General features: G+C 37.5%; 24 protein-coding genes. 16 read left to right on the top strand and 8 right to left on the bottom strand.

The window, feature by feature from the left end:
* Positions 1-110: 110 nt before the first annotated feature.
* A complete protein-coding gene (locus J2Z32_RS03050; protein ID WP_210087685.1) occupies positions 111-911 on the bottom strand; it encodes a tryptophan-rich sensory protein in 801 nt (266 codons plus the stop codon).
* Positions 912-1206: 295 nt separating this feature from the next.
* Here J2Z32_RS03050 and metE point away from each other — a divergent pair, with 295 nt between their 5' ends.
* Both metE and ytxJ read left to right on the top strand, forming a co-directional pair.
* Positions 1207-3492, top strand: a complete 2286-nt coding sequence (gene metE, locus J2Z32_RS03045; RefSeq protein WP_210087684.1) for a 5-methyltetrahydropteroyltriglutamate--homocysteine S-methyltransferase — start codon at positions 1207-1209, stop codon at positions 3490-3492.
* Positions 3493-3654: 162 nt separating this feature from the next.
* Complete coding sequence (gene ytxJ, locus J2Z32_RS03040) at positions 3655-3999, top strand: bacillithiol system redox-active protein YtxJ (protein ID WP_210087683.1); 345 nt, start codon at positions 3655-3657, stop codon at positions 3997-3999.
* A gap of 345 nt (positions 4000-4344) precedes the next feature.
* On the opposite strand, the gene J2Z32_RS03035 is transcribed toward ytxJ, so the two are convergent.
* Entirely contained in the window at positions 4345-4932 is a 588-nt protein-coding gene (locus tag J2Z32_RS03035) for a sugar O-acetyltransferase (RefSeq protein WP_210087682.1), read from the bottom strand.
* A 99-nt stretch (positions 4933-5031) separates the two neighbouring features.
* Between J2Z32_RS03035 and J2Z32_RS03030 the strand changes: the two genes are divergently transcribed.
* The 7 genes from J2Z32_RS03030 (at position 5032) to J2Z32_RS03000 (ending at position 13062) form a co-directional block, all read left to right on the top strand.
* Complete coding sequence (locus J2Z32_RS03030) at positions 5032-6042, top strand: YeiH family protein (protein ID WP_210087681.1); 1011 nt, start codon at positions 5032-5034, stop codon at positions 6040-6042.
* Between the two features lie 183 nt (positions 6043-6225).
* A complete protein-coding gene (locus J2Z32_RS03025) occupies positions 6226-7233 on the top strand; it encodes a ketoacyl-ACP synthase III (protein WP_245251138.1) in 1008 nt (335 codons plus the stop codon).
* 194 nt (positions 7234-7427) lie between these two features.
* Positions 7428-7847, top strand: a complete 420-nt coding sequence (locus tag J2Z32_RS03020; protein WP_210087680.1) for an organic hydroperoxide resistance protein — start codon at positions 7428-7430, stop codon at positions 7845-7847.
* A gap of 182 nt (positions 7848-8029) precedes the next feature.
* Positions 8030-8374, top strand: coding sequence for a YojF family protein (locus tag J2Z32_RS03015; protein ID WP_210087679.1), 345 nt, complete (start codon positions 8030-8032; stop codon positions 8372-8374).
* A gap of 24 nt (positions 8375-8398) precedes the next feature.
* Complete coding sequence (gene bshB2, locus J2Z32_RS03010) at positions 8399-9073, top strand: bacillithiol biosynthesis deacetylase BshB2 (protein WP_210087678.1); 675 nt, start codon at positions 8399-8401, stop codon at positions 9071-9073.
* A gap of 164 nt (positions 9074-9237) precedes the next feature.
* The gene (locus J2Z32_RS03005; RefSeq protein ID WP_210087677.1) at positions 9238-9804 is read left to right on the top strand and encodes a TetR/AcrR family transcriptional regulator; all 567 of its coding nucleotides are present in this window, start codon (positions 9238-9240) and stop codon (positions 9802-9804) included.
* A gap of 96 nt (positions 9805-9900) precedes the next feature.
* A complete protein-coding gene (locus J2Z32_RS03000) occupies positions 9901-13062 on the top strand; it encodes an MMPL family transporter (RefSeq protein ID WP_210087676.1) in 3162 nt (1053 codons plus the stop codon).
* Positions 13063-13163: 101 nt separating this feature from the next.
* On the opposite strand, the gene J2Z32_RS02995 is transcribed toward J2Z32_RS03000, so the two are convergent.
* Positions 13164-13496: a winged helix-turn-helix transcriptional regulator gene (locus tag J2Z32_RS02995; RefSeq protein ID WP_210087675.1), complete on the bottom strand. Its 333-nt coding sequence runs from the start codon at positions 13494-13496 to the stop codon at positions 13164-13166.
* 117 nt (positions 13497-13613) lie between these two features.
* Between J2Z32_RS02995 and J2Z32_RS02990 the strand changes: the two genes are divergently transcribed.
* Both J2Z32_RS02990 and J2Z32_RS02985 read left to right on the top strand, forming a co-directional pair.
* Positions 13614-14528 carry a DsbA family oxidoreductase gene (locus J2Z32_RS02990; protein WP_210087674.1) on the top strand — a complete coding sequence of 305 codons (915 nt, stop codon included), beginning with the start codon at positions 13614-13616 and terminating at the stop codon, positions 14526-14528.
* Between the two features lie 108 nt (positions 14529-14636).
* Positions 14637-15392: a YheC/YheD family protein gene (locus J2Z32_RS02985; protein ID WP_210087673.1), complete on the top strand. Its 756-nt coding sequence runs from the start codon at positions 14637-14639 to the stop codon at positions 15390-15392.
* A gap of 40 nt (positions 15393-15432) precedes the next feature.
* On the opposite strand, the gene J2Z32_RS02980 is transcribed toward J2Z32_RS02985, so the two are convergent.
* Both J2Z32_RS02980 and J2Z32_RS02975 read right to left on the bottom strand, forming a co-directional pair.
* Positions 15433-16014, bottom strand: coding sequence for a GNAT family N-acetyltransferase (locus tag J2Z32_RS02980; RefSeq protein WP_210087672.1), 582 nt, complete (start codon positions 16012-16014; stop codon positions 15433-15435).
* Positions 16015-16060: 46 nt separating this feature from the next.
* Positions 16061-16951, bottom strand: a complete 891-nt coding sequence (locus tag J2Z32_RS02975; RefSeq protein WP_210087671.1) for a LysR family transcriptional regulator — start codon at positions 16949-16951, stop codon at positions 16061-16063.
* Between the two features lie 139 nt (positions 16952-17090).
* Here J2Z32_RS02975 and J2Z32_RS02970 point away from each other — a divergent pair, with 139 nt between their 5' ends.
* Positions 17091-18251, top strand: coding sequence for an MFS transporter (locus J2Z32_RS02970; RefSeq protein ID WP_210087670.1), 1161 nt, complete (start codon positions 17091-17093; stop codon positions 18249-18251).
* Positions 18252-18286: 35 nt separating this feature from the next.
* Here J2Z32_RS02970 and J2Z32_RS02965 read toward each other — a convergent pair whose 3' ends face one another.
* Both J2Z32_RS02965 and J2Z32_RS02960 read right to left on the bottom strand, forming a co-directional pair.
* The gene (locus J2Z32_RS02965; RefSeq protein ID WP_210087669.1) at positions 18287-19810 is read right to left on the bottom strand and encodes an oligosaccharide flippase family protein; all 1524 of its coding nucleotides are present in this window, start codon (positions 19808-19810) and stop codon (positions 18287-18289) included.
* A gap of 55 nt (positions 19811-19865) precedes the next feature.
* Entirely contained in the window at positions 19866-20990 is a 1125-nt protein-coding gene (locus tag J2Z32_RS02960; protein WP_210087668.1) for an amidase domain-containing protein, read from the bottom strand.
* 206 nt (positions 20991-21196) lie between these two features.
* On the opposite strand from J2Z32_RS02960, the gene J2Z32_RS02955 reads away from it, so the two are divergent.
* Positions 21197-22525 carry an erythromycin esterase family protein gene (locus J2Z32_RS02955; protein ID WP_210087667.1) on the top strand — a complete coding sequence of 443 codons (1329 nt, stop codon included), beginning with the start codon at positions 21197-21199 and terminating at the stop codon, positions 22523-22525.
* Between the two features lie 469 nt (positions 22526-22994).
* Positions 22995-24281: an S-layer homology domain-containing protein gene (locus tag J2Z32_RS02950; RefSeq protein WP_210087666.1), complete on the top strand. Its 1287-nt coding sequence runs from the start codon at positions 22995-22997 to the stop codon at positions 24279-24281.
* Positions 24282-24518: 237 nt separating this feature from the next.
* On the opposite strand, the gene J2Z32_RS02945 is transcribed toward J2Z32_RS02950, so the two are convergent.
* Positions 24519-24803 (bottom strand): thioredoxin domain-containing protein, encoded by a 285-nt coding sequence (locus tag J2Z32_RS02945; RefSeq protein WP_210087665.1) that lies wholly within the window; start codon positions 24801-24803, stop codon positions 24519-24521.
* A 234-nt stretch (positions 24804-25037) separates the two neighbouring features.
* Between J2Z32_RS02945 and J2Z32_RS22280 the strand changes: the two genes are divergently transcribed.
* Both J2Z32_RS22280 and J2Z32_RS22275 read left to right on the top strand, forming a co-directional pair.
* Positions 25038-25481, top strand: coding sequence for a DUF421 domain-containing protein (locus J2Z32_RS22280; RefSeq protein WP_245251137.1), 444 nt, complete (start codon positions 25038-25040; stop codon positions 25479-25481).
* A 2-nt stretch (positions 25482-25483) separates the two neighbouring features.
* A complete protein-coding gene (locus tag J2Z32_RS22275; RefSeq protein ID WP_245251134.1) occupies positions 25484-25726 on the top strand; it encodes a YetF domain-containing protein in 243 nt (80 codons plus the stop codon).
* Positions 25727-25803: the final 77 nt, after the last annotated feature.

Here is a 25803-nt window from a genome sequence, read left to right as displayed (position 1 = left end):
CTCCAATGTTTGTAGCTAAATATTCTAAATATTAACTATATCGTAGCTCGATTTGTCCCAAAATGCTGTGTCATTTAGATGAATTTATTATTTGAATACGCCCGACTATTTTACGCCTGACGGTTAGATCTAAGACTTCTCCATATTTGATAAACGATCACCGCTAAAAAGGCTACAATACAAATAATCACGGTTGTCTTAATTGCTGGATATTGATTATTCCATCCATCTGGTGATTGGTGTTTTACTAAAATTCCGTAATAGGCCCATACCATCACAAGTCCGTAGGGGATGTCATGATTTTTTAGAATGACTGTTGACCCCAGTAATAAACCAACGATTAAAATAATAATCGTCCAGAGCACCTGATGACTTTGGAAGAAATCTAACTGTAGGCTAACGATCCATGCTGTAATATTGGCAATCGTTGCAATTGTGATCCAGCCAAAATAAACGCTAAAGGGCAACCGTACAAATATATAATCCTTTGTAGATAAGGACTGTTTCGTTAACAAAGTCACAATTCTAATTAATGTGATTAATAAAATGAGCATAATGATGACGGATAAACCAATTTGTTTATAATGCCATGCAAATAACCAACCCATATTGGCGGCTGCATTGATGATAAACCAAATCCTTACCTGTCTCCATACCTCATCGCTTATTTTGGACCCACGATTAAACAATCCCCATTGATATAGGACAAAGCCCGCTAGTAATACATAAATGACGCCCCAGATCGAAAAGGTAAGACCTGCAGGTGCAAACAAATTAGGATAGGAATCCGATACCTGCTGTGGTGTGAGGTTGTTGAGTGGTAAAAGAACAGAAAGGGCATTAACAACAATCATTCCAATATAAAAAAGGGTGACCAAGATGCGTAATACAATTGGTTTTTGTGTATTCATTTGTTTTTCCTCCTTCACAGATAAATAGCATATATTTACATCTTACACATGCACAACACTGATTATTCATTTTGTCTATTACGTTGTCTCCGATCATATAGTTCTAGGTTATGACTGGCTATAGCAAATAGGAGTTATATGAAGCAAAACTATTTATGTTATCTTTTTATTAACAAATATTTAACCAAAAAACAGAAATTCAAAAAATATTTTATGAATAGCAAAATGGAAGAAAAATGGATGGCAATGTGTATAGAAAAAAACTATCAACTTTGTTGAAGGAGAGAGAAGCGACATGAAAAGCAGTAACTTAGGATATCCACGTATTGGTCAAAACAGAGAATGGAAAAAAGCACTTGAAGCCTTTTGGGCAGGAAAGCTAGAAGAGGCAGATTTTCATGCACAGCTCAAGCAAATCCGACTACAAAACCTCAAAAAGCAACAGGAGCAAGGCATTGAGATTATCCCTGTTGGTGATTTTACGTATTACGATCATATTTTAGATACGGCAGTGATGTTTGGATTAATTCCAGCACGCTTTGAGTATAACGGGGGAAAGGTTAGCCTAGCGACGTATTATGATATTGCACGTGGGAATACAAAGGCGACGGCTGGAGAAATGACTAAATGGTTTAACACCAACTACCATTATATCGTGCCAGAGTTAAAAGGAATTAAGCCGGTTTTAACTGAAAACCGTCTACTTACTGCATATCGTGAAGCGAAGCAAGAGCTAAATATTGAGGGTCGTCCAGTATTAGTAGGCCCATATACGTTACTAAAGCTGTCCAAAGGCTATGAGCAACAGGAGCTTGGTGCATGGATTGAGCAATTGCTTCCATTATATGCACAGGTACTTACAGAACTACAAGCAGAAGGCGTAACATGGATTCAAATCGATGAGCCGATTATTACCACATCCTTATCCAATGATGATAAAAAGCATATCACACATATTTATAATTATTTAACTAATTCCGTTTCTAGCCTCAACATTTTACTCCAAACTTATTTTGAAGCTGTAGATGATTATGAGTTTGTGACTGGGCTGCCAGTTCATGGACTTGGACTCGATTTTGTACATGATCGTGGCGCAAACTTAGCAGCCATTTCAAAATTTGGTTTTCCAGCAGGTAAAGTGCTAAGTGCGGGTGTAATTGATGGGCGAGGAATTTGGAAGGCAGATTTGCATCAGAAATTAAAGCTACTAAAAGAATTAAACCAATATGCAGCACAAATTATTATTGCACCTTCTAACAGCTTATTACATGTACCAGTAACCACGGCTGGAGAAACAAAGCTAGATCCAGTTTTGCGTGATGCACTGTCATTCGCAGATGAGAAATTGACTGAGATTGTTACTTTAACAAAAGGGATTAATGAAGGGGAAGCAGTCATTGAGTCTCAACTGATCGATGTGGCTAAAAGACGCGATACCTTAGCACAATCACCTTCTCGAGATGTGAAGTCTGTTCATGCTCTTGTAGCGAATTTAACGGATGAGCAAAGCAATCGTAAAAGCAAAGCAGAGGTGCGGAGAAAGCTTCAAGAACAAAAGTTCAAGCTACCTTTATTACCTACTACAACGATTGGTAGCTTCCCGCAAACGCCAGAGGTACGTGCAGCTAGACAAAAATGGCGTAAAAAGATATGGAGTGAGGAGCGCTATAACTCCTTCATCGAGAATGAAATTAAGTTTTGGATTGAGGAGCAAGAAAAGTTGAATTTAGATGTACTTGTGCATGGGGAATTTGAACGCACAGATATGGTGGAGTTTTTTGGAGAAAAGCTTGAGGGCTTTGCATTTACTTCCAATGGTTGGGTTCAATCCTATGGTTCACGTTGTGTAAAACCGCCTGTGATATATGGGGATGTAGATTTGTCCCAGCCAATGACCGTAAAAGAAACAGTGTTTGCACAATCGTTAACGAAGTTACCTGTAAAAGGTATGCTGACAGGTCCAATTACCATTTTAAACTGGTCGTTTGTACGTGACGATATTCCGCGTAAAGAAGTGGCTTATCAAATCGCCTTTGCACTACAAAAGGAAGTAGAAGCACTTGAAAATGCAGGTATTGGCATGATTCAGGTAGATGAGCCCGCACTTCGTGAAGGCTTGCCACTCAAGCGAGAGCAATGGGCGGAATACTTGAACTGGTCAGTCCGTGCCTTTAAATTATCGACAGCAACAGTACAGGATGAGACCCAAATTCATACCCATATGTGCTATAGTGAATTCCACGATATTATTGATGACATTAGCGCTTTGGATGCCGATGTAATTTCAATAGAGACGTCCCGTAGTCATGGCGAGTTAATTAGTAGCTTTGAAAGCTATCATTATGATAAAGGAATTGGTTTAGGCGTTTATGACATTCATAGTCCACGTGTCCCAAGTGTAGAGGAAATGACAGTGATGATTGATCGGGCATTACGTGTTCTTGACCCAGCTTTGTTCTGGATTAATCCAGACTGTGGGCTTAAAACAAGAAAATATGATGAAACCGTAGCGGCATTAGCTAATATGGTTAAAGCCACAGAAGCGGCACGATTAAAATATAACAGCGTTAAAGCGAAGTAAGGCAATACTAAGGAAAGATTAAGTTATGGTGCTTGTATGGAGCAATAGTCCGTTACACATACTTTAAATTCTAAATAAATATTGAGTTAGCGATACTGACGTGGTACGCTTGATAACGATCATGTTTTGAATTTTAGGGTATGTCGTAAAGGAGGAAATTTTATGTCAGTAAAATGGACAGAAATTACAACAGAACAAGAATGGAATGAGATTTTAAATAAGTCATCAGAGCGAGGCCAAGTGATTTTAAAGCATAGCACAACTTGTCCAGTTAGCTCTAACGCACTTAAAGAATACGATGCCTATTTAAATGGCAATCCAAATGAGGATACAGATTATTTTCTAGTTAAAGTCATTGAATCTAGACCTGTATCCAATAAAATTGCGGAGGATTTGAACGTGAAGCATGAATCACCACAAATCCTATATGTAAAAGACAATGCAAAATATTGGACAGCGTCACATTGGGCAGTGACAACAGAGCATATTACTGCGGTGTTAGACTAATTTAAGACTAATTTATAGAAAAAAACGGTACATGGCGATTGTTAAATCGAAAGCTATCCTTTGCAAATGAGTGCAAAGAGGACAGCTTTATCCAGTACCGTTTTTTTATGTTGATTCAGAGATAAGGGCTATTATTTAAGGCTCTTTATTTAAATTAGTGGTTGACAACACCTCAAGCAAGCGAAGGGGCAGAGAGATGGTGGAAAAGCGATAGCGACCGCCTTTATGGTCACATTTCTATCTAATCTCATACCTGTTATAAAAGAAATGGGACCTTAACAGCGGTTGAAGCCACTCTCTGCAACGTAGCTCTTCCTTAGGCAACCACTTTTTTTATTTAGAGCCTTATTTTAATTTATATTTATTGCGATCCTCTTCGGTAATTTCACGTAAAACTCGGCATGGATTGCCCACTGCAATTACACCTGATGGAATATCACGCGTAACGACACTTCCAGCACCAATGACACAATTATCCCCAATGGTTACCCCAGGCATGACGATCACATTTCCACCAAACCAAACATTGCTTCCAACAGTAATTGGATAAGCATATTCTAAGCCAGCATTACGTTGCTCCACGTCAATAGGATGTCCTGCGGTATAAAAACCACAATTAGGTGCGATAAACACATTGTCGCCAAACGTTACTTTCGCACAATCTAAAATGACACAATTATGGTTTGCATAAAAGTTGTTTCCGATTTCAATGTTATAGCCATAATCACACCAAAAAGAAGGTTCAATCCAGAAGGTTTCCTCTGTTTTCCCAAACAATGCAGTAATGATTTCTTTTCGAGCTTGTACATTTGAAGGTAGCAGTTGATTGTATGTATGACATAGATCCTTTGCCTTTATTCGTTCCTGTATTAGCAACGGGTCGTTATTAGCATCATATAGTAACCCTTTAAGTGCCTTTTCTTTTTCGTTCATTTTAGTACCTCCACGTTTAGGCTTATGATATCCATAAGATAATAATGTTTCACTTATTTCTTGTCAAGGAGTATGATAAGCATCGAAGGGGAGAGAACGATGAATAAAATAATGAATAAGCTACCAGGGATTACATTGACCGCAATGATTGCAATTCCTGCATGGCTCATCGGAAAAGCTTTTCCGATCGTTGGGGGTCCAGTATTAGGGATATTGTTTGGTATGTTGCTTGCTTTTTGGAAACGGCCACAACTTCTGCAAAGCGGTATTTCATACACATCGAAAAAGCTATTACAATATTCCATCATTTTGCTTGGCTTTGATATGAACTTATATCATGTGATTGCAGCTGGGAAGCAGACCATCTTGTTAATGGTCTTCACATTACTAGCTACGTGTCTCACGGCTTGGTTGGTGGGAAAACAATTAAGAATTGAATGGAAAACGACTACGCTAGTAGGTGTGGGCACTGCCATTTGTGGCGGATCTGCTATTGCGGCTACAGCACCTGTTATTGGGGCAAACGAGGAGCAGATCGCGCACTCCATTTCTACTATATTTTTATTTAATGTGATTGCCGCTTTTTTATTTCCCTTTCTGGGACATCTACTTGGGATGAGTGATTACAGTTTTGGGTTATGGGCGGGAACTGCTATTAATGATACATCCTCCGTTGTCGCTGCGGGTTATACGTATAGCGATCCAGCAGGGGACCTAGCTGTTATCGTAAAACTTGCAAGAACGCTGATGATCGTTCCGATTACGATTGTGCTTGCCATCATCATGAGTAAAAAATCACGTCATGATCAAAAAGAAGAGAATGGGCCCAAAAACAGTTATAGCCTTGCTCGTATTTTTCCATGGTTTATTGTTGGTTTTGTGCTAGCTTCAATCATCAATACTTTTGTGGCTTTACCCGCGGGATTTGGAAGCGTACTTGCCCAGTGTGGTAAATTCGTCATTACAATGGCAATGGTGGCGATTGGACTAAATACTAATGTGGTTAAGCTATTGAAGAGTGGGGGGAAGTCGATTACGCTAGGCTTCATCTGTTGGCTCATTCTTGCGGTCACTTCGATTGTGGTACAGCATTTTATTTTACATGTTTAACTAGCCCATATTAACTAATACTAAGACAGGCGATTAAAGCCTGTTTTTATTTTTAGCTTTTTATTCCGTTGATTTGCTTTAAGTAGAAAGAAATTTAAAAATTTAATCAAATTTTAGTACCAGATACTAAGACTTAGTGCTATACTATAAAAAACAAATAAAACCAATGAGGTGAAGGTAGAGATGATTATTTCTAAGGCGAAAATTACAGCGATGGGCACCTATGTACCAACTAAAATATTAAGTAATGCAGATTTAGAAAAGCTAGTGGACACAAATGATGAGTGGATTGTACAGCGTACAGGAATGAGAGAGCGGAGAATAGCTGAACAGGATCAATTTGTATCCGACCTTGCCGTTTTAGCTGTAAAGAATATGATAACTCGCTATCAAGTAGATATCTCTGATGTAGATATGATTTTAGTGGCAACAAGTACACCAGAATATGCATTTCCGAGCACAGCAGCTAGAGTACAAGCCAAGCTAGGAATTATGGCAACTGGAGCGATTGATTTAAATGCAGCTTGTGCAGGCTTTACGTATGGCCTTCAATTAGCCAATGGATTAATAACGAGTGGAATGTATCGCAAAGTGTTAGTGATTGGCGCTGAGACGTTATCCAAGATTACAGATTATACTGATCGAACGACTTGTATTTTGTTTGGGGATGGCGCTGGGGCTTTTCTAATTGAAAAAACGGAAGAACAGGGCGACTTTATTACTGCCGTTTCAGGAACGCAAGGTGAAGGTGGAATTCATGTCTATAGTGCTGGTCTATCTTCTGTCATGAATGATATTGCCCTTCAAGGTGAAGGAAAGCTTGTTCAAAATGGCAGGGAAGTATACAAATGGGCAATTCGTACTGTCCCTGAGCAATTAAGACGAATGTTGGATTTAGCAAATTTACAGCCAGAGCAAATTGACTGGTTTGTGCCTCATAGTGCGAATCTTAGAATGATTGAAGCGATGTGTGAACGTGGAGTAATTCCAATTGAACGGACATTAACAAGTGTTGAATGCCGTGGAAATACATCAGCAGCGTCAATTCCTCTAGCGATTCAGCTTGCAGTTGATGAAGGGAAGCTAAAAAAAGGACAACGTTTAGCTTTAGTAGGTTTTGGTGGTGGGCTTACGTATGCAGGGATAATCATCGACTGGAGTGTTCCTGATTCCCAAGTGGCAAATACTTAATGTGAACCGAATATAGAGTGATTAGGTATAATTCGTGCTGGTTTTAGGAAAGGTAACATTTGAAAGTTGAAAAAAATTACGTTCTAAAAAATGCTTTACATTTTCTTATTAATTGTATACAATTTAATTGTTAAAGGTTATATTGTGTAAAATATTAAATCAAAGCTTGATTTATTGATAAGGAGACGATAATGATGAAAACATTGTATGAAACAACAATTAGCAATACGGGTGGTCGTTCAGGTGTTGTTCAATCCCCAGATAGTGTGTTTATGTTAGAGGTAGCTACACCACCTGAGCTTGGCGGAAAACAAACAACGGCAACGAATCCTGAGCAGTTATTTGCAGCAGGGTATAGTGCTTGTTTTAACTCGGCTTTAGAATATCAACTCAAAAAAAGTAATGTGGAAATTGAAAAAAGCACTGTGACTGCAACGGTCATGCTTAAAACAGATCCAGCTGATAATGGTGTAAAATTAGAGGTTGAATTAGAAGTGAAAATCGAAGGATTAGATGAAGAGACAGCAAATAAATATGTTAAGCTCGCTCATGATTATTGCCCATATTCCAAAGCAATCAAGGGCAACGTGAATGTTACGGTTACAGTAGCTTAATATAAGTAATAGGAATGAATGAACAAGTACGCATTAGCTAAGCTGGTGCGTGCTTTTTTCTGTTATCTTGTTATTTTATGAAAAAATGATAGGTACTCAAAAAAATATTAATGTTTGCATACCTATGCTAAAATAGAGTTCGTGATGAATTTTATAGAACTTATTATTAAAAGGAGGCTACTATGCAGCCAATACAGCCCCAAGTCATCCAGTCTGTAATCGATCAGCTTGTTAATCAAGAGTTGTACATACATCTTGAGGTAACGTCTGGTGCTTATGCGAATCATAGAGACAGTAGCAAGCATCCAGGATCAGCTTTTATTACAAATGCCCGTATTCAATATAGTAATGGAGCAATATCAGGTCAAGGTCCCTATCGAGTGGGTTTAAAAACAGAGCAAGGTTGGGTGTATGCAGAAGGACTTACTCATGTGGATGAACAGGAAAAGGAACGGTTAATACTTGCTGGTCATGATAGCCAAGGCAAGCTTGTTGTGGCTTTGCAGCTTAGCAAAGAGATGTTTTAAATGAAAGCGGAGGATCACATACAGATGAATAAAGAACAATATAAGGATAAAACGATTTTAGTTGTATTTCCTCATCCAGACGATGAAGCATTTGCCGCAGCAGGCACTTTAGCGATGTATATCGAGGGTGGTGCTAAGGTGACTTATGCTTGCCTGACACTTGGGGAAATGGGCCGAAATATGGGGATACCCCCTTTTGCAAACCGGGTTACGTTGCCACAAATTCGTAAAAAGGAATTAGAGGAATCAGTGAAGGCCATCGGCATTCAAGATTTAAGAATGCTTGGTTTTCATGATAAGATGGTTGAATTTGAAGATCCAAAAAGGTTACAGGACATCATTACTGATTTGCTTAATGAAGTGAAGCCAGCGCTTGTGATCACTTTTTACCCTGGTTATAGTGTGCATCCCGACCATGATGCTACTGGAGCAGCGGTTATTTCAGCTATAAGTGATCTTCCAGCCACACACAGACCTACAGTACATTGCGTCGCATTTTCCAACAATCATGAGCAGGCTATAGGTAAACCAGACATCGTAATGAATGTAGAGACAGTCATTGGGAAAAAAATGAAAGCAATACAGGCGCATCGTTCTCAATTTCAGGCAGCAGAACTTGTTGGGAATCAGACCATAGATACGCAACAAAGCCTTCAGCGCTTCGGCAGAGAGCCATTTTGGACTTATCGATTTGAATAAGTAAACAGATGATAAAGAAGTAAATTGTTAACTTAAAGGGAGATGATGGAGCTGTAGCCCACTAAAGCTATAGTTCCATACAGTTCCACAAGTTTAATTTGACGGATTTATTTTTTTATGTTATCTTCTTGAATGAAAATTCATTCGAATATGAGGTAATTAAAATGTCTAAAGATAAGCAAGGAGATATTATTATAGCTGCATTAAAACTATTTGCAGAACGCGGATATGATGGAACAACAATCCCGATGATTGCTAAGCAGGCAGCGGTTGGGGCTGGAACCATTTATCATTATTATGAAAATAAAGAAGCGTTAGTGAATAGTCTTTTTGTTCACTGTGTTACAGAGCTTACTGAGGTGCTCATCTCCAAATTTCCTCACACCAAAACTTTAGAAGAACAGTTTATTTATATTTATCAGCATTTGTTTACTTACGCCAAGGAAAACATAAATGCCTTTCTATTTATTAATTCTCATGAAAGTGGACATTATTTAGACGAGCATAGTCGATTAAGCTTTCAACGCTTCCTTTCATTTTTTAATGAGTCGCTTGAAAAGGGAAAACGGGCTGGATATATCCGTCCAATGGACACATCTGTCCTCATTTCAATCGTATATAGTCCAATCTTGATGATAATTAAGTTCATCAATAAAGGTCATTTAAGCTACTCTGAGGAATTGCTGGAGAAGCTAATTGAAAGTGCTTGGGATGCTATTCGAATCATTTGATTCGTTAGCCTTGTTATATTTCGAATGAATATTCATTCGGTTAAAAATATAGAGGAAATCAATAAATCAGAGTTGTAATTGGAAGGAGAAATCATGATGAGAAAATTAACAGGTTGGAGAAGCTTGTCTTTTATTATGTGGATTGTGGTTACAATTTTTGCTTTAACTACGATGCCGGACTTAGATCAGTTAGTTCGAGAAAAGGGGAAAATTAAGCTCCCAGAATCGGCACAAAGTAACGTGGCTATTTCACTAACTAAAGAGATGAGTACAGAAAAAAGTGATGTTTATGATATTATTGCAGTGTTTAATAGTGGGAATGATCAGCCACTACAGGCCGAGCAGAATAAGGTCATAAATGCTACGATTCAAGCATTAAAAGATAACAAGGAAAAATTAGGAATTACAAAAATAACTTCGCATCTAGATAATGAAGAAGTAAAAAAGCAGTTATCCTCTAAAGATGGCACGACTATTTTAACGCAATTTTCAGTTTTAAAAAGTGATGACATGAATGAAGTCAAAGCTGAAATACGACATTTTTTAGATGAGCAATTGAAGGGAAATCATCATGTCCAATCCTACCTAACAGGTAGCAGTTTAATCGAATTGGATTTTTCTAATTCAACACAAGAAGGCGTTAAAAAAACTGAGATTATCGCCATTATATTTATTCTTGTTATCCTTACCCTTGTGTTTAAATCACCTGTCGCACCGCTTGTTTCACTTATTACTGTAGGGGTGTCCTATTTAGTATCATTAAGTGTTGTTGCACATCTTGTGAACACATTTAACTTTCCTTTTTCTAGCTTTACACAGGTATTTTTAGTTGTTGTATTGTTTGGTGTGGGTACAGACTATAACATTTTGTTATATACCAGATTCAAGGAGGAACTAAGCTCAGGGCAGACAAATAAAGACGCAGTCATCGCAACGCTTCGATCGGCAGGAAAAACAGTCATTTTTAGCGGTATTGCCGTATTGATTGGTTTTGTTTCTTTAGGGCTTGCCAACTTTAAATTATATCAATCTACTTCTGCAGTAGCCATTGGTGTCGGTGTGCTGCTTCTCGTTTTATTAACCTTAAACGCATTTTTTATGGAGTTATTAGGCAAGAAACTATTTTTCCCTGTTAAAAAATTTAAAAGCCACGGTGAAAGTGAGCTATGGGCTTGGCTTGCCAAAAACTCAATTGCACGTCCCATTCGTTCGATTTTATTGGTGCTGATTCTTTTAGTGCCTTTCATCATTAATTACACAGGTAATCTTAATTTTAATGATCTCTGGGAAGTCAGTGATAAATATGAATCAAAACAAGGGGTTAATGTCATCGAGGATCATTTTTCTCCAGGCTTTTCAGCTCCCGCTACCCTTTTTATTCAGGCAAAAGGTGAACTTAATCAACCTAACGATTTGCAAAAAATTGACGAATTGACAGAAAAAATTTCAAAAATCAAAGGGGTTGCTGAGGTATATTCTGTGACAAGACCCACCTCGGAAAAAATAAAAAAACTATATATTAACGATCAAACGAAGCAACTAAATACTGGTTTAAATGATGCGAATGATGGAATTAACAAAATAAATGAAGGCATAACTAGTGCAGATAATCAATTCAAAAATAATCAAGTTAATGATATTGCCAAGATTCAAGATATGATTCAGGGCACAACAGATATGAAAAATGGAGTATCGAAGCTTAAAGGTGCATTAGATCAGCTTTCAACAGGAATCAGTAGTGGAGCTTCAGGTGCGGAGCAAATTAAGGAAGGGTTAAGTTCACTTAATCAAAATGTCGACTTATTGTCTAAGTCTACCACTCAACTATATGAAGGCTACCATCAGCTTGAAAATGGACTAAACACTTATGAGCAATACTTTCAAACTATAGCTCAGGCATTGTCAGGAGCGACCCAAGGCTATCAACAAATCGATAATCTGATGAAAAATTTAATTTCAGAAAAGCCGGAGCTTGCAAACGATAATAATATAAATCAAACGATATTAATTTCGAAAACTGCACAGGAGCAGCTAACGCAATTATCTGCGCAATTTAATCAACTAATAAAGCAACATCAGTCTGCGATGCAGTCATTTAAAATCGCCAATGAATCTCTATTACAAGTGAATACTGGAATGAAACAAATCTATGGTGGTATTGAAAAGCTTCAGGGTGGAAGTGCTGATTTAAGTAAAGGATTAAATCAAGGCGTAACCGGATTAAAGGAAATTTCTAAAAAATCTGCCCAGATGGAATCAGGCTTAACCCAAATTAATGAAGGACAAAAGCAGTTGTATTCTGGCCTAAATGAGCTGCAAGGTAAGATGGGAGAGCTTCAATCTGGATTAACGCAAAGTACTGATGGGCTTTCTAAAGTAAGCTCGGGGCTAACTGAGGCTCAAAATTATTTAGCAGAATTAAGCTCCTCCCAAAGCTCTGAAAAATTTTATATAACCAAAGAAGCACTTGAAGGTCAAGATTTCAAGAAATCGTTGGATATGTATATGTCACCAGAGATGAGAACAACAAAAATGATCATTATTTTAGATCAAAATCCTTATTCAAGACAAGCAATGCCAATTATTGAAGAAATATATGCTCAAGCTAACGGGACATTAAATGGCACAGAATTAAGTGATACGACTGTAGCGATAGGTGGAATTACAGCTCGCAACGTCGATTTGGAGCAAATATCTACAAGCGATTTTGTCCGTACCGCCATCATTATGATGTTGGGCATTATGATTGTTCTTGTGATCATTACAAGATCATTTAAAAACTCAATCTTTATCATTTTGTCCTTAATATTAGTTTATTTCTCAAGCCTTGGCATTAGTGAGCTAATCAGTAAGCATATTTTTGGCGTTGATCTGTTAAGCTGGAACGTACCATTTTTTAGCTTTATTATGATCGTAGCGCTTGGTGTAGACTATAGCATTTTCTTGATGATGAGTTATAACGAATTAGAAGGAGAGTCATCAGAGCGCATTATAAAGGCTTCTCGACATATTGGAACTGTAGTTATCTCTGCTGCACTTATATTAGGAGGAACGTTTGCAGCGTTAATTCCTTCAGGTGTACTTACATTGATTCAAGTTGCTTTTGTCGTAGTTGTTGCATTAGCCTTATTAAGCTTTATTGCGATGCCAATCTTATTACCAGCACTAATAAAAGTATCTTCGATTCAGAATTGGAAGTTAGGGAAATCAAAAACTACAGAACAAGATGGTAATATACCGACTTCTAGTGAAATCTAAAATATGAAAAATAAAAATTTAATATTATAGTCATAAAAAAAGGCCTATTGACATTTCGACCGATAAAAAGGTTGGTTTTCATGTCAATAGCCTTTTTTGTATTACTTTACTACAGGAATATTATTTTCCCCCCAGGCAACAATAGATTCGACTAAAGGAACTAACTTTTTGCCCGCTTCAGTTAAGGAATATTCTACTCTAGGTGGAACTTCATTGTATTGCTCTCTATGAATAACCCCGTAGTCAATTAAATCCTTTAAGCAATTCGTTAACATTGTGCCTGTAATCCCATTTAGACTTCTTTTTAATTCATTATACCGAATAGTGTCATTTTCACTGAGTATGGCTAATATAGGTAGATTCCATTTGCCACCAACCACTTGAAATGCAAAAGTCGCAGGACATAATTGTTCTAAATTGACATTATATTTCACCGTTATCACTCCAATAGTATATTTTTTATACTTAGTCAGAAAAATAATCGTACTTGTTAATATGAATTCTAGTCATATAATTATACTACATAAGTAATAAAAACAGGAGGGACTATGATGAGTAATCATAACATGATGTGTGATCTAGAAAGTGGTGTTTGTGGAGTTGTAGATGAAGACACGATACAAGAAATTGATTTTAAAGTTATCGAGAAAAAAATAACACTTTATTATACGACAGATCCGATCTGTTCACATTGCTGGGCACTTGAGCCAGTATTAAACTCGTTTATTGAACAATATGGTCAATACTTTAATATAGAAGTAATTATGGGTGGATTGTTAGCTAGCTGGGAAGGTTTTTCAGATGGAGCAAATGGGATTCAGCAGCCATCAGATGTCGCTCAGCATTGGCAAGAGGTAGGGCAACATTCACGTATGCCTATTGATGGATCTCTGTGGCTCACTAATCCAATTTTGTCTTCCTATCCCCCCTCTAGAGTGTATAAGGTGATCGAAAGTAAGAAGGTAGGCAAGGAAGCTGAATTTTTAAGACGTGCACGAGAAGCTGTATTTGCGTTCAACCGTAATATTGGCGAAGATGAAGTTCTTGTTGATATTGTTAATCAGCTTGGGATGAATGGAGTACAAATTGTGGAGGAAGCTTCAACGCAGTCTGCCCAACAATTGCTGGAACAAGATTTTGAAAAAAGTGCTTCGCTTGGTGTCCGTGGTTTCCCAACAATTATTATGGTCAATGAAGAAAATAAAGGGGTCAAAATTGTAGGAGCTAGATCAATAGATACGTATATTGATGCATTACAAAAAATAAGTAAGGAACAGATTCAAGCAAAGCCAGTTCCAAGTTTAAGCAAGTTATTACGGAATAATAAGAGGTTGTTTTCTAAAGAGATTGAAGTGATGTATGGGATTGAGCAAAGTGAAGTACAGAGCTTCATTCAAACCCATTTATCTGAAGGCGAATACCGAACCCAATTCATAATGAATGAGTTGTATATTGAGTTAGTGTAAGACCCATTTTACTATAAGCAAGGTGATTACCTATCTTCCTTCCTTTTATTCTGAATAGAATATCAAGATATATGATCTGTTTGAAGGTAACTGAAGGGAGAGCAGGGAATGGCACAACAAAAACCGCGTAGATTTGTGGTTAGCAAATGGACTAAAACCAAAGTACTTCTTGGCTGTAATGAGGTTCGACCCTATATTCCAGATACAGAAAAACTGTCAAAGGCTTCACTGCATACAATGCTTAAATTATACGGGATGGTGTATGTGAAACCGGAAAAAGGAACGCACGGAAAAGGGGTTATTCGTGTAGAGAAACGGGGGATTGGCAACTATACTTATCAACTTGGTATTAAAGAAAGAAGCTTTGATAATTACGAGCAAATGTTTAAATCCCTAATAGATCAGACTAATAACAAAAGCTATTTGGTACAAAAAGGGATTCACCTAATGAAATATAAAAACAAGCGTTTTGACATACGGGTTATGGTTCAATTAAGTCCTACAGGAGTGTGGGAGACAACTGGCTTTTTAGGAAGGATAGCGCATACAGGAAAGATTGTAACGAATTATAATAGTGGTGGGAAAATTACGGATGTTGATAAGCTGCTTGGTGAATATCTCTCAACTCAAGATATCATGAAGGTTTTAAAACAGTTAGATAAAATTGGGGTGGCTACTGCTAAACATCTGTACAAAAGTTACCCTGGCATCCAGCAAATCGGCTTAGATATAGGATTTGACCGTTACTGGATACCTTGGATTATAGAAGTGAATACAAATCCCGATCCTTATGCTTTTAACAAGCTGTCAGATAAGTCGATGTATAAAAAAGTGATGAGGTATAAAAGGGCTGCTTCAAAGTAGTTTGCCTGTACAAAGCAGATTGCCAGTCGTTGGGTAATATTTATCCATGACTGGTTTTTATGTTATCTTTACTTAACCACTCCGATTGAAGAATAGCATACTGATACTCATCAACCCAGTTCCCTTTTGTCATATAATTTTGCAGCAAATGACCTTCACGTCTCATTCCTAAACGCGCTAGCGCTGAAATTGATTTTTCATTTCGTACATCTGTGAAAGCAATGACTTTATGCTTATTTAGTGTACTAAAAATGTAGTCAAGTAAAGCACAAAGGGCTTCGTGAATATATCCCTTACCTTGATGCTCCCTCGCGAGTGTAAAGCCGATTTCCGCTATTCGAGGTTCGGCTCCCAGTGTGTGGACTGCACAATCTCCGATTAATTGGTTAGAATCAGCCAAGGCAATGGCATATTGAAACCACCCTCCGGGTTGATCTGGGATTAACGTTTTTTGAGACCTTACAAAAGAATCTGCTTCTTCATATGTGAAATTTTCCCATGATTGAAAACGAGCAACAGTAGGGTCTGCTCGGTATTGATAAAAAGCTTGTATGTCCTTCAAGGCAAACTGCCGAAGAATTAGTCGTTCTGTTATTGCGTACACATGTTCTTTGGTATTCATACGGTTTCTCCTCATCCAATACATTGTTATTTATCTAACGTGAATTTTAAACTGTTCTAGACTTGAAAAACTCAATGAGCGAATGGGATAGCTGGTGTTGTGCCTTGCTGATATAACGGTCTGAATAATATATTAGCTCTAAATGACGAATGGGAGTAGGTTCTGCGATTGGAATCGATACAATATTTGACCATTCTGGATGCTGTTTTAACAATGTTCTTGGTTGAATGGTAGCACCAATACCAGCAGAAACTAACTGAAGCAGCGAGGATGCGGAGCCAACCTCCATCACGGTGGATAATTCAAAACCATGTTTATGGCAAACGTCATCAACCAAATCTCTCCCTAAATAACCTTTGGGGTACATGACTAAAGCATGGCCCGTTAACTCTTCTAGTGTTACCTCATCCCTACCTGCCAATTCATTAGCTGAATCCACAAACAAATTGTAAGGCTCGCTTCCGAGGGGAATTTGAGCCAGTCGTTTATCCACAGGACCACGAAGTCCAATTCCTAGATCAACCTTATGAGCAAGCACTTCTTCCCGAATAAAGATGGTTGAGAACGCTTGAAGTTTAGTTTCTGGATATAACGTCTTAAATTCAACGAAAAGTGGAACAAGCTGAAAGTCCAAGTCGGAGGGCAATACCCCAAGTCTAACTGTGCCACGCTGTTCAGATAACAATTCCTTAATCGCTTTCTTGGCATCCATCTCAGCTTGAAGCATTTTTAGACCATATTCATAAAGTAATCTTCCTGCTTCGGTCGCAATTACTTTCTTACCTATTCGATCAAAAAGTGGCATGCCCACTTCGGCTTCAAGCAGACGAATTTGTTGACTTAGGGTAGGTTGTGAAATTCCTAAAAACTCAGCCGCTTTTGTAAAATGTAGATGTTCAAAAACAGCCATAAAATAGGTTATGTTTCGCGTATCCATTTTTAATCCCTTTCTTTTATTTTATCATAGTTTTTTACTATCATTATTATATAAATTATTGGATTGATCAATTGTTTTTTATTATTTATACTCATAATAACTTCAATAACTATTCAACAAGAATCAGGAGGAAAAGATAATGAAAAAAACATTTTATATTATCGCTTTATTTTTAGCTGCATTAAATTTACGTCCAATCATTACATCTGTTGCCTCCATGATGGGGATTATTCAATCAGAGTTAGACATTAGTGCGGTAACGGCAAGTCTTCTCACTACTTTACCTGTATTATGTATGGGGATTTTTGCGCCAGTTGCTACAAAATTAAGTCAACGATATGGACTAGAACGCACAATTTTTATTTCGTTGCTCCTCATTACACTGGCAACTGCTTTGCGTGTTTCTGATCGTTCGGTTACTATACTTCTAACTACTGCATTGGCAGGTGGATTAGGGATCAGCTTGGCAGGACCTTTATTGTCCAGCTTTATAAAAAAGTATTTTCCGTCTAGACCAGGTGTGGTTAGTATTTACTCTGTATCTATGACGATAGGAGCTGCACTTGCTTCTAGCCTTACCATTCCAATCTATACTCGGAGTCAACAGAATTTTCCATTTGCTTTATCATTCTGGACTGTTTTGGGATTGTTGGCTCTGATTGTGTGGATGGCTTTTATTCCTAAAAAACATCATTCCAGTAATGAAACTCTACGACCAAAGTTACCATTTCGTAATAAGAAGGCAATTCAATTTACTTTATTTTTTGGCTTAATGGCTAGTATGTTTTACACTATGACGACCTGGCTTGCACCAATTGCCTTAAGCTTAGGTTATAGCCAGCAAGACTCTGCGGTTTTTCTTACTGTGTTTACCTTGATTCAAATTCCAGTTGCCTTACTCGTACCAAATATCGTTAATCGCACTGGAAAACTAAAATTGCTCCTTGTTTTCTGTAGTTTATCTGAGCTTATCGGTTTAGTATTACTTCTATTCCCGTTTCCAATGCTTTTAGCTGTAGTTTTTTTAGGAATCGGAGCGGGAGGATTATTTCCTTTAGCATTGATGTTGCCTATTACAGAGACTCGTAACGCTGAGGAAGCTGGGACTTGGTCAGCGATGACACAAATGGGGGGGTACATTATGGGAGCTTTCGGCCCGTTGCTCATTGGCTGGATCTATGATTTCAGTGGTAACTTTAATACTTCTATTATAGGGATGCTAATTATCGTGATCCTAATGATTGGGACTCAGCTATCCATGACTTTAGGTAAAAAAGTTGTGAAGGATTCTTCTAATTAAATCTCAATAGTTAGACTATATATATCCAGTGTGTCCTATATCCATTTAATAACCCATTTGCCTACTACAAGTAAAATGCTCCCGTATAGAAGCATTCCTATTACTAGACCCAAAGGGTTAGGAAGGAGCAAACTACTGTTTAAACGAAAAACGTAGCCCAGCGGAATGCCGGTTAGTAAGAGAACGATAGAGGAGCCTAATATTTTGCTAATTTGAAGGTTATTTAACGAAAGCCGTAGAGCAAACACATTTGCTATAAGTATAATTATTTCCATCAAAAGAATACCTATAATTGCCCCATAAAGAGGTATATATAGGATTGGAATGAGAAAGTAATGGCAACATACAGCGCAGATAATGCCGATTACTGTAGCTATAAACGTTACCTTTTTTTGCTCCTGTGCCCATAGGATACTAGTTGTGATTTCCCTTATTCCTACTATTAGAGGAATCAAGGATAATGCTTTTATAGCAGCACCTGCCTCTGTAGAATTAAAGATTAAGAAGGCTAATTCCTCTGCATAAATCCATAAAAAAAGTGAAGAGATAATACCCCAAAACCAAGCATACCGAATCGCTTTAAGACTATAGCTTCGGAATACTTGGTTTTGTTTTTCTTTCCATGCAGCCGCAAGCTTCATTGTCATGGTGTGGGAGATCGCTGCAGTAACAAGTGTGGGCATATAAGCAATTAACAGAGCCATGCCTGTCAACATACCAAACAGTGCGGTTGCCTGACTGGGTGAATATCCTGCGCTTTGCAGCCTTAAAGGGATAATCAGGGCATCAGTCATATCAGAGAAGGGGATGAGTAGTCTTGTAAGGCAAATAGCAAGAGAGCTGCGTACAAACCAAGCACCTTCTCCTTTAGCTGGAGAATAAGAGGCAGTAGCTTTATATGAAGATGGCTCTATTCCTTCTATATAAAAGAAAAATAAGATCGCAAAAGCGGAGATAGCCCCCAAGGTAGTTCCTACTAAGCTGAAGCCACCTGCATAGAACGTGCCCTGTTGCAAAAGCAGATAACATATTGTCAGCATGACTGTAACTCTGATTAGCTGCTCCGTAACTTCTGAAAGTGCGATTGCACTATACTGCTCCAAGCCCTGAAGGTATCCACGAAGCAGAGCAAGCGAGGGAACAACAACAAGAGCTGGTGCAAGAGCTCGAATAAAGTAATAACTGTTCGCATTGCCAAGTAGATGTGGAATTTGCTCCGAAAATGTTAATGTAACAAAAAAAGCGATGGCTCCACATGTCATGAGCAAAATGGATAATCGCTTGAACCAAATCCACCCTTGCTGCTTATTTCGGGCTGTATACATAGCTAGAGCAGTAGGAAAACCTCCAGTAATTATCATTAGAGCAAAACCAAAATAGGCATAGGCAATCTGGAATAAACCAATACCTTCTGCACCAATCATTCTGGTTAATGAGATTCGTCCGATAAGTCCCATCATTTTAGACAATCCAATTGCGCTCAGACGAATGCCTGTTTGTCTAATTAGCGATGACTTGTGCATTACCTCTAATTTCTCCTTCCACACCCACTTGTCCATTCAAGTTTATGAGGATTGAAGGGAATTAAGTACAATTAAGGTAAGACGCAATAAGCTAGTCTTTAATATGGATAAACAGATATTGTGTTTCGTTATCCCATCCTAAATCAAATGGAGCTCTGTAGCGATCGGCTGTATGTGAGTTAACTAAAGGATAGCCACGATGGTCAAAGCCCGTAACTATAGAAAAATGATCCACATCATTGTGCATCACATGAGCAATGAGGTCACCCGAATCTAACTCCCACATTACACTATATGGATGCTTATCCGTTGATTTTACCAGTTCCTCATAATGTCCTTTAGCAATTTGTTTACCATAACCACTATGAAGTAGAAAATGCTTAAAAGCATCCGTTTGTACCCAGGTTCGTGTGCCTCCGTTTGGATAGTTGTACCGCCACCCGCCCCTCATCTTGAAGCCGCCACCTTCTTCAGGATCACCCAACACTTGTGAGGCAAAGTTTGTACAGTCTCCCCCTAAATGATTATAATTTTTATATTTCCCATTATACTTCCCATCGTTTCCAGCTCCCCAAGCCAAACCCGCGTATTTATTGGCATATGCGACCGCACGTTGACGATTATAATTCTGACCATTAACAATGCTACGTGTAGAAGGGGGAGAAGGAGGTATACCTTCAGGAATTTTTTTGGGATTTTCCTCTAGTGGATCAAGAAACCATTCCTTGGAGACCACCCAGCGGTCATTCTGTTTACTTAGTGTCATAACGTGCCAAGTTCCTAAGCCAAACCACTGCTTAATTGAGGGTGAATCGTGGTAAGCGTAAACAATCTTCTGAGAATGACCTAACGTTAATCTAACTTTGTTATCAATAAAATTCATTTTCCGAATACGAATTGTAGACTCACTATGTGTGATTGCCATCTCTCTTTGCTTTGCCCAAGCGTTCAAATAGGTTGTCCTGTTTTTTTGATTAGCTAAGGCTTGACGTCCGAGCTTAGAATCCAGATCATAATAGGGATCAAGAGAAAGATTAGAATTCGTAATAAATTCAGAACGTACCTTAAATAAATCATTTAAAAAAGCTTCTACTTCCTGTTCTTGCTTTGATATTTCTGGCGATTTTACAGTGTCAGCATAAATGGAGGGAGCGATATAAAAAAGGAAAGTGACTGATAACAAAACCACTCTGACAATTAACTTGCGTGCATGCATTGCGATCTCCTTTTTTTAATTATTGTATATGTACAAACTTAGGGTTATACATAAATAATGTTGGCTAAAGTAAATAATTTTATGTTGAAAAAATATCTCAATTCACGAGCGCTAGCTATTTAAACAAATCTTAAACTTACAATTATCCTGAACTTAAACTTGTACTGCTAAGCTAATACAGAACAAAAAAAGAGGAGTGTTACATAATGAATTCAGGTTTTAAAAAGGTGTTATTGTCTACAGTGGTTTGTAGTTTATGTGTATTGGGTGTGGGTCAAGTTGCTTATATGTCCGAAGTACCTATTACTCCACATGCCAATCTCATTACATCAGTGCTTACAGAGAAAAATGACTCATATGCTGATTTAATGTTTTTAAAAACGATTTTAAAGGATAAACGCTTGGTCAGCTTGGGTGAAGCCACGCATGGCGCATCTGAATACAACTCAGTAAAGGTTAGACTCGTAAAATTTCTGCATGAGCAGTTGGGCTATAACGTCATTGCATTTGAATCCAATCTTTCTGATGCCACTGTGGCATATGAAGAAATCGATAAGCTAACACCAAAGCAATTGATGGAAAACGCCATCTATGGTGTTTGGCAGGTAGAAGAAAACTTGCCTTTATTTGAATACATCGCAGAGCAGAGTAAAAGTGATCATCCACTTATATTAACGGGTTTTGACTCCCAAGTGTCTACGGATTTGTTTATTAACTACATAGAGGATTGGTTTGCAAAGGTAGATAAAAGTAAAGCTAAAGCATTTGAACAAACGGAACGTTGGTACGAAAGGCTGAACATGATTGACAAAATAGAAGATTTTAATAGCCAGCACAAGAAGATGAAAGAAAAATATATCGCTCTACAAAGCTTTGTAAAGAACAACCAAGTAGAATTAAGCAAAAATCAGGGAAACCCGAAGCTAATATCTATAATTGAACGTGTCTTCCAAAATAGAATAGACATGTTGGATAACTATCATCCGCATATCGTAAACCTACTTGCAGGGGAAGAGCCTGAGAAAAATGTGAAATTAGGAAGTTACGAACGAGATCACGTCATGGCTGGGAATGTAGATTGGCTTGCCAACAGCCTATATCCAAATGAGAACATCATTTTGTGGGGACATAACTATCATATTCGGAAAAATAATTCTACGATGATTACAGAGCATAACGGATTTGGATATGATCATCAACCTTATCCAACGATGGGAGAAATGCTGCCGTTCTCACTTAAACAAAATGGTTATGTTATAGGCTTATACGCTTATGAAGGAAGCTCCTCTAAAAACAATGGAGAGGAAGAGCAAGTCAAGCCTCACGTAAACGGTAGTCTTGAACAAATTTTAGCTACGGATATGGGGACAGCACGGTTTATCGATATGAAGGACACAACATTAAGTCCTGCAACAGAATGGATGTATACCCCTCGTACAGCCAAAGCATGGGGAGTTTTAGATGAAAAAATGATTCCTCGCGATCAGTATGATGGAATATTACTTATTAAAAAAATCCATCCTTCAAAGCATTAGTTAGCTTCATCATAAGTTAAATTTATTTGTCGAAGCTCTTTAATCCGAAATCAATGTTAAAACTGAGCAAGTTGCCTTTAGCGGCTTTTTTAGTCTGTTTTATTTAGTTAGTAGTACTTTTTATCTATGATTAAGTTTTTAAATAAATATATAGACCTATAAAAGTCATATTGATATAATAGTAAAAATGTTTTAACTACAATAATCGACATTTAATTACATATTCTATTCTGTTGAAGTCCCACATAAGACAATAGTAACTCGCAAAACTATATATAAGCTAAACAAAGTCGCTAACCAAGCGACTTATTCCATATACTCAGAAATTTTTCTGAATTTAAGATTTTTAGGCTCATTTGAGAAGAGAATCGCTTTTATTCTGACATGAGTTTAGAACTCAAATACATAAGGAAGGTTGAAATTGAATTGCGTATTTAAAAAAAAGATGATGATGAGGAGAGTTTATTACATGAGAAGAGGTAGTATTTCAAAAGTTTTATCCCTAGCTTTGTCAGCAAGTTTATTGTTAGGTAATTGGGCCATTATGGGTGCAGGTAAGGCTAATGCTGAAGGAGCAACATCACCAGCAAGTAGCACTGTAACAGAAGGAAAGGAGGCTCCTTTTGCACCAACCGGTTTTTATGTTACAACAGATGAAACTACATTGACAGTAACTTGGAATGCAGTCAGTGAAGCAACAGGATATAAGGTGTATATTGATAATAAGCTTGTTTATAGTGGTGCTGATCTTACATATAAAGCCACAGAATTGACACCTAATAAAACTTATGTTGTAGAGCTAACCTCCTTTAACTCAGCAGGTGAGAGTGGTAGATCGAGACATACCAGTAAAACAAAAGACCCTGAATTAATGCCAGCCCCTACAAATATTAAAGCTGAGACAACTTCTAATTCTGCAACAATTAGTTGGGATGCGGTAGAAGGGGCTAATCATTACTGGGTAATTTTTAATAATGATTTAGTTTATTCTGGACCAAACCTGACAACGGTTGCTAAAAACTTAGGCTCTGACCGTCCGTATACTGTATATGTACATGCTATAAAAATGTCGGGTACCGTAGTTATGGAAAAGGGTGAGCAAGGTTATGTAAATATTGTTACAAAAGAAGAAGCAAAGGCAGAAACTCCTGAAAAGCCAGTGACTGAGGAGAGCCCTAAATCTGATAGTCATGAATCTACTAGCGAAAACAACAATAACTTTTCAGATATTTCTGGAAACTTTGCTGAAGAAGCGATCAAGTCTTTAACAAAAGAGGGTTTTTTAAAGGGCTATGAGGATGGTACATTTGGTCCTAATAAAAAAATCTCCCGCGCAGAGTTTACTATTTTAGTTAAACGTGCGTTAGACATGGAAAATAAATCCGCTACGGATGTACCAGCTTTGAAAGATTTAAGTAAAAATGCTTGGTACACAGAAGAAATTTTAATTGCTTTAAATCATGGTCTAACAAATGGCTATGAGGATGGAACTTTCCGTCCAAATCAAATTATGCAAAGAGAACAAGCTGCAGTTATGCTTGCTAATGTCCTAGTGAAGAATAATTTCGAAGCCAAGACTGAGGAAAAAGACTTCGCGGACAATAATATTGCTCCTTGGGCAAAATCTTCTATTCAATTGCTGCAATCCTATAAAATAGTTGAAGGACAAAGCAACTTCTTCTTTCCAAAACGTGAAGTTACACGTGCAGAAGCTGCTGTGATGATTTACAGGTTGCTTAATGTTTTGAGTAAGTAGTTTTAACCATAAATTCCCATTCGTGAAAGCCACCTTTTTGGGTGGTTTTTTTGTAATCAGCGGCCAAAATTATACTTGGTCTGAGTATTCAGCATGTTTAACGGAGGTTGGCTTTATAGATATAAGAAGAATAGAGCTTTCTTACCAGCAAGCAATGGGGTACTGATTGGACGTAAGCCTTAAAAAACTGTTGTTAATGTAAATAAAAGTTATGTCAGTGATCGTACACAACGTTATTTAATTGTTTAGGTGATGAGTTTTAAGTAATGATTTAATATCTGGCTCAATTTCAAATGGTTCTATCGTTGTCTCAAATCTTCTGTGCACCTGGCCATTCTGATCGATCAAAAATTTAGTGACATTCCACTTAATCCCGTCATCCTTGTATATATCGGGGTATTTCTCGTTTAGGAAATTGTTCATAAACTTCCCGCTATCCGATTCAGTATCGAACCCTTGAAATGGCGCTTGTGCTGCCTGCCTACCATCGATGTAATGGATTTTCATATCATACAAAGACATATGAACCCTCCTCCTAAACAATTTAAATTGTGACATAATCATAAGCCAACACTCCCTATTCGAGAAATATATAATATCAATTGCATATATAGGTAGAACCTATAATTAAGTCATTTAACTTGAAACCAATGATTCATCATATTTTGAGTCTAGTATGTGCATACTATTACTGAAGGATCCTACTATCTCTTTACAAATGAAAGGATGTTAAATTTGATTGATCACCTCATTATTTTGATCAGAAGTATTTCTGCATTTATTCTTCTATTAGTTATCGCGCGAATGCTTGGAAAACAAACTTTGTCAAACATGAATTTTCATGATTTTGTCACTGCGGTAATTATGGGGGCTATAGCAGCTAATTTGGCTTTTAATGAAAAAATGGAAGTTACACATTTACTTATATCGCTTATTGTGTTTACTGGAACATCCTACTTACTTTCTAAATTAAATCTAAGAAGTAGAAAAATTCGTTTGTTAGCTGAAGGTTCTCCTACGGTATTAATTGAAGGTGGAAAAGTTTTGGAGCAAAACTTGTCAAAGAATAAAATAACGTTAGATTCACTTAATCAGGCGCTTAGACAAAAAGAAGTGTTTGATATTAATGAAGTTGAATATGCCTTACTTGAAGTTAATGGCCAAGTTTCGGTCATGAAGAAAAAAAATTCAGAACTGTAACAATGAATGACATTAGCAAGGAAGAGAGCAATAAAGAAAATATGCCAATAGAAATGATAATGGATGGTAATTTACTTGAAAAAAATATAAGTGTAAATCATGCTTCTAAAGACAAGCTAATGGAACAATTAAAATCGCATCAGAAACAAATCAGTGATGTTTTTTATGCAGTTTTAGGAAGCAACGGTAACTTATATATTGATTACTATAAGGATGAAATAAAACATCCTATTGATGTGGAATAAATACGATTATTCCGCTGATAGCCCCTGGGGGGTGTTACTTTAAAGTAACTTATGGCGTCACTTATAATCTGCTCAAT

Source organism: Paenibacillus turicensis (assembly GCF_017873435.1).
Lineage (GTDB): Bacteria > Bacillota > Bacilli > Paenibacillales > Paenibacillaceae > Fontibacillus > Fontibacillus turicensis.
Note: the sequence above shows the minus strand (reverse complement) of the source record. Positions and strands in the feature narration are given on the sequence as shown.

Excerpts from the sequence above, each read along its gene's own strand:
- J2Z32_RS03000 (WP_210087676.1), top strand. The coding sequence starts at position 9,901 with ATGAGAAAATTAACAGGTTGGAGAAGCTTGTCTTTTATTATGTGGATT.
- J2Z32_RS03050 (WP_210087685.1), bottom strand. The coding sequence starts at position 911 with ATGAATACACAAAAACCAATTGTATTACGCATCTTGGTCACCCTTTTT.
- J2Z32_RS03035 (WP_210087682.1), bottom strand. The coding sequence starts at position 4,932 with ATGAACGAAAAAGAAAAGGCACTTAAAGGGTTACTATATGATGCTAAT.
- J2Z32_RS03030 (WP_210087681.1), top strand. The coding sequence starts at position 5,032 with ATGAATAAAATAATGAATAAGCTACCAGGGATTACATTGACCGCAATG.
- ytxJ (WP_210087683.1), top strand. The coding sequence starts at position 3,655 with ATGTCAGTAAAATGGACAGAAATTACAACAGAACAAGAATGGAATGAG.
- J2Z32_RS03025 (WP_245251138.1), top strand. The coding sequence starts at position 6,226 with ATGATTATTTCTAAGGCGAAAATTACAGCGATGGGCACCTATGTACCA.
- J2Z32_RS02960 (WP_210087668.1), bottom strand. The coding sequence starts at position 20,990 with ATGCATGCACGCAAGTTAATTGTCAGAGTGGTTTTGTTATCAGTCACT.
- J2Z32_RS02990 (WP_210087674.1), top strand. The coding sequence starts at position 13,614 with ATGAGTAATCATAACATGATGTGTGATCTAGAAAGTGGTGTTTGTGGA.
- J2Z32_RS02975 (WP_210087671.1), bottom strand. The coding sequence starts at position 16,951 with ATGGATACGCGAAACATAACCTATTTTATGGCTGTTTTTGAACATCTA.
- J2Z32_RS22275 (WP_245251134.1), top strand. The coding sequence starts at position 25,484 with ATGAATGACATTAGCAAGGAAGAGAGCAATAAAGAAAATATGCCAATA.
- J2Z32_RS03015 (WP_210087679.1), top strand. The coding sequence starts at position 8,030 with ATGCAGCCAATACAGCCCCAAGTCATCCAGTCTGTAATCGATCAGCTT.
- J2Z32_RS02955 (WP_210087667.1), top strand. The coding sequence starts at position 21,197 with ATGAATTCAGGTTTTAAAAAGGTGTTATTGTCTACAGTGGTTTGTAGT.
- bshB2 (WP_210087678.1), top strand. The coding sequence starts at position 8,399 with ATGAATAAAGAACAATATAAGGATAAAACGATTTTAGTTGTATTTCCT.
- J2Z32_RS02950 (WP_210087666.1), top strand. The coding sequence starts at position 22,995 with ATGAGAAGAGGTAGTATTTCAAAAGTTTTATCCCTAGCTTTGTCAGCA.
- J2Z32_RS02945 (WP_210087665.1), bottom strand. The coding sequence starts at position 24,803 with ATGTCTTTGTATGATATGAAAATCCATTACATCGATGGTAGGCAGGCA.
- J2Z32_RS02965 (WP_210087669.1), bottom strand. The coding sequence starts at position 19,810 with ATGGACAAGTGGGTGTGGAAGGAGAAATTAGAGGTAATGCACAAGTCA.
- J2Z32_RS03020 (WP_210087680.1), top strand. The coding sequence starts at position 7,428 with ATGAAAACATTGTATGAAACAACAATTAGCAATACGGGTGGTCGTTCA.
- J2Z32_RS02980 (WP_210087672.1), bottom strand. The coding sequence starts at position 16,014 with ATGAATACCAAAGAACATGTGTACGCAATAACAGAACGACTAATTCTT.
- J2Z32_RS03005 (WP_210087677.1), top strand. The coding sequence starts at position 9,238 with ATGTCTAAAGATAAGCAAGGAGATATTATTATAGCTGCATTAAAACTA.
- metE (WP_210087684.1), top strand. The coding sequence starts at position 1,207 with ATGAAAAGCAGTAACTTAGGATATCCACGTATTGGTCAAAACAGAGAA.
- J2Z32_RS02985 (WP_210087673.1), top strand. The coding sequence starts at position 14,637 with ATGGCACAACAAAAACCGCGTAGATTTGTGGTTAGCAAATGGACTAAA.
- J2Z32_RS02970 (WP_210087670.1), top strand. The coding sequence starts at position 17,091 with ATGAAAAAAACATTTTATATTATCGCTTTATTTTTAGCTGCATTAAAT.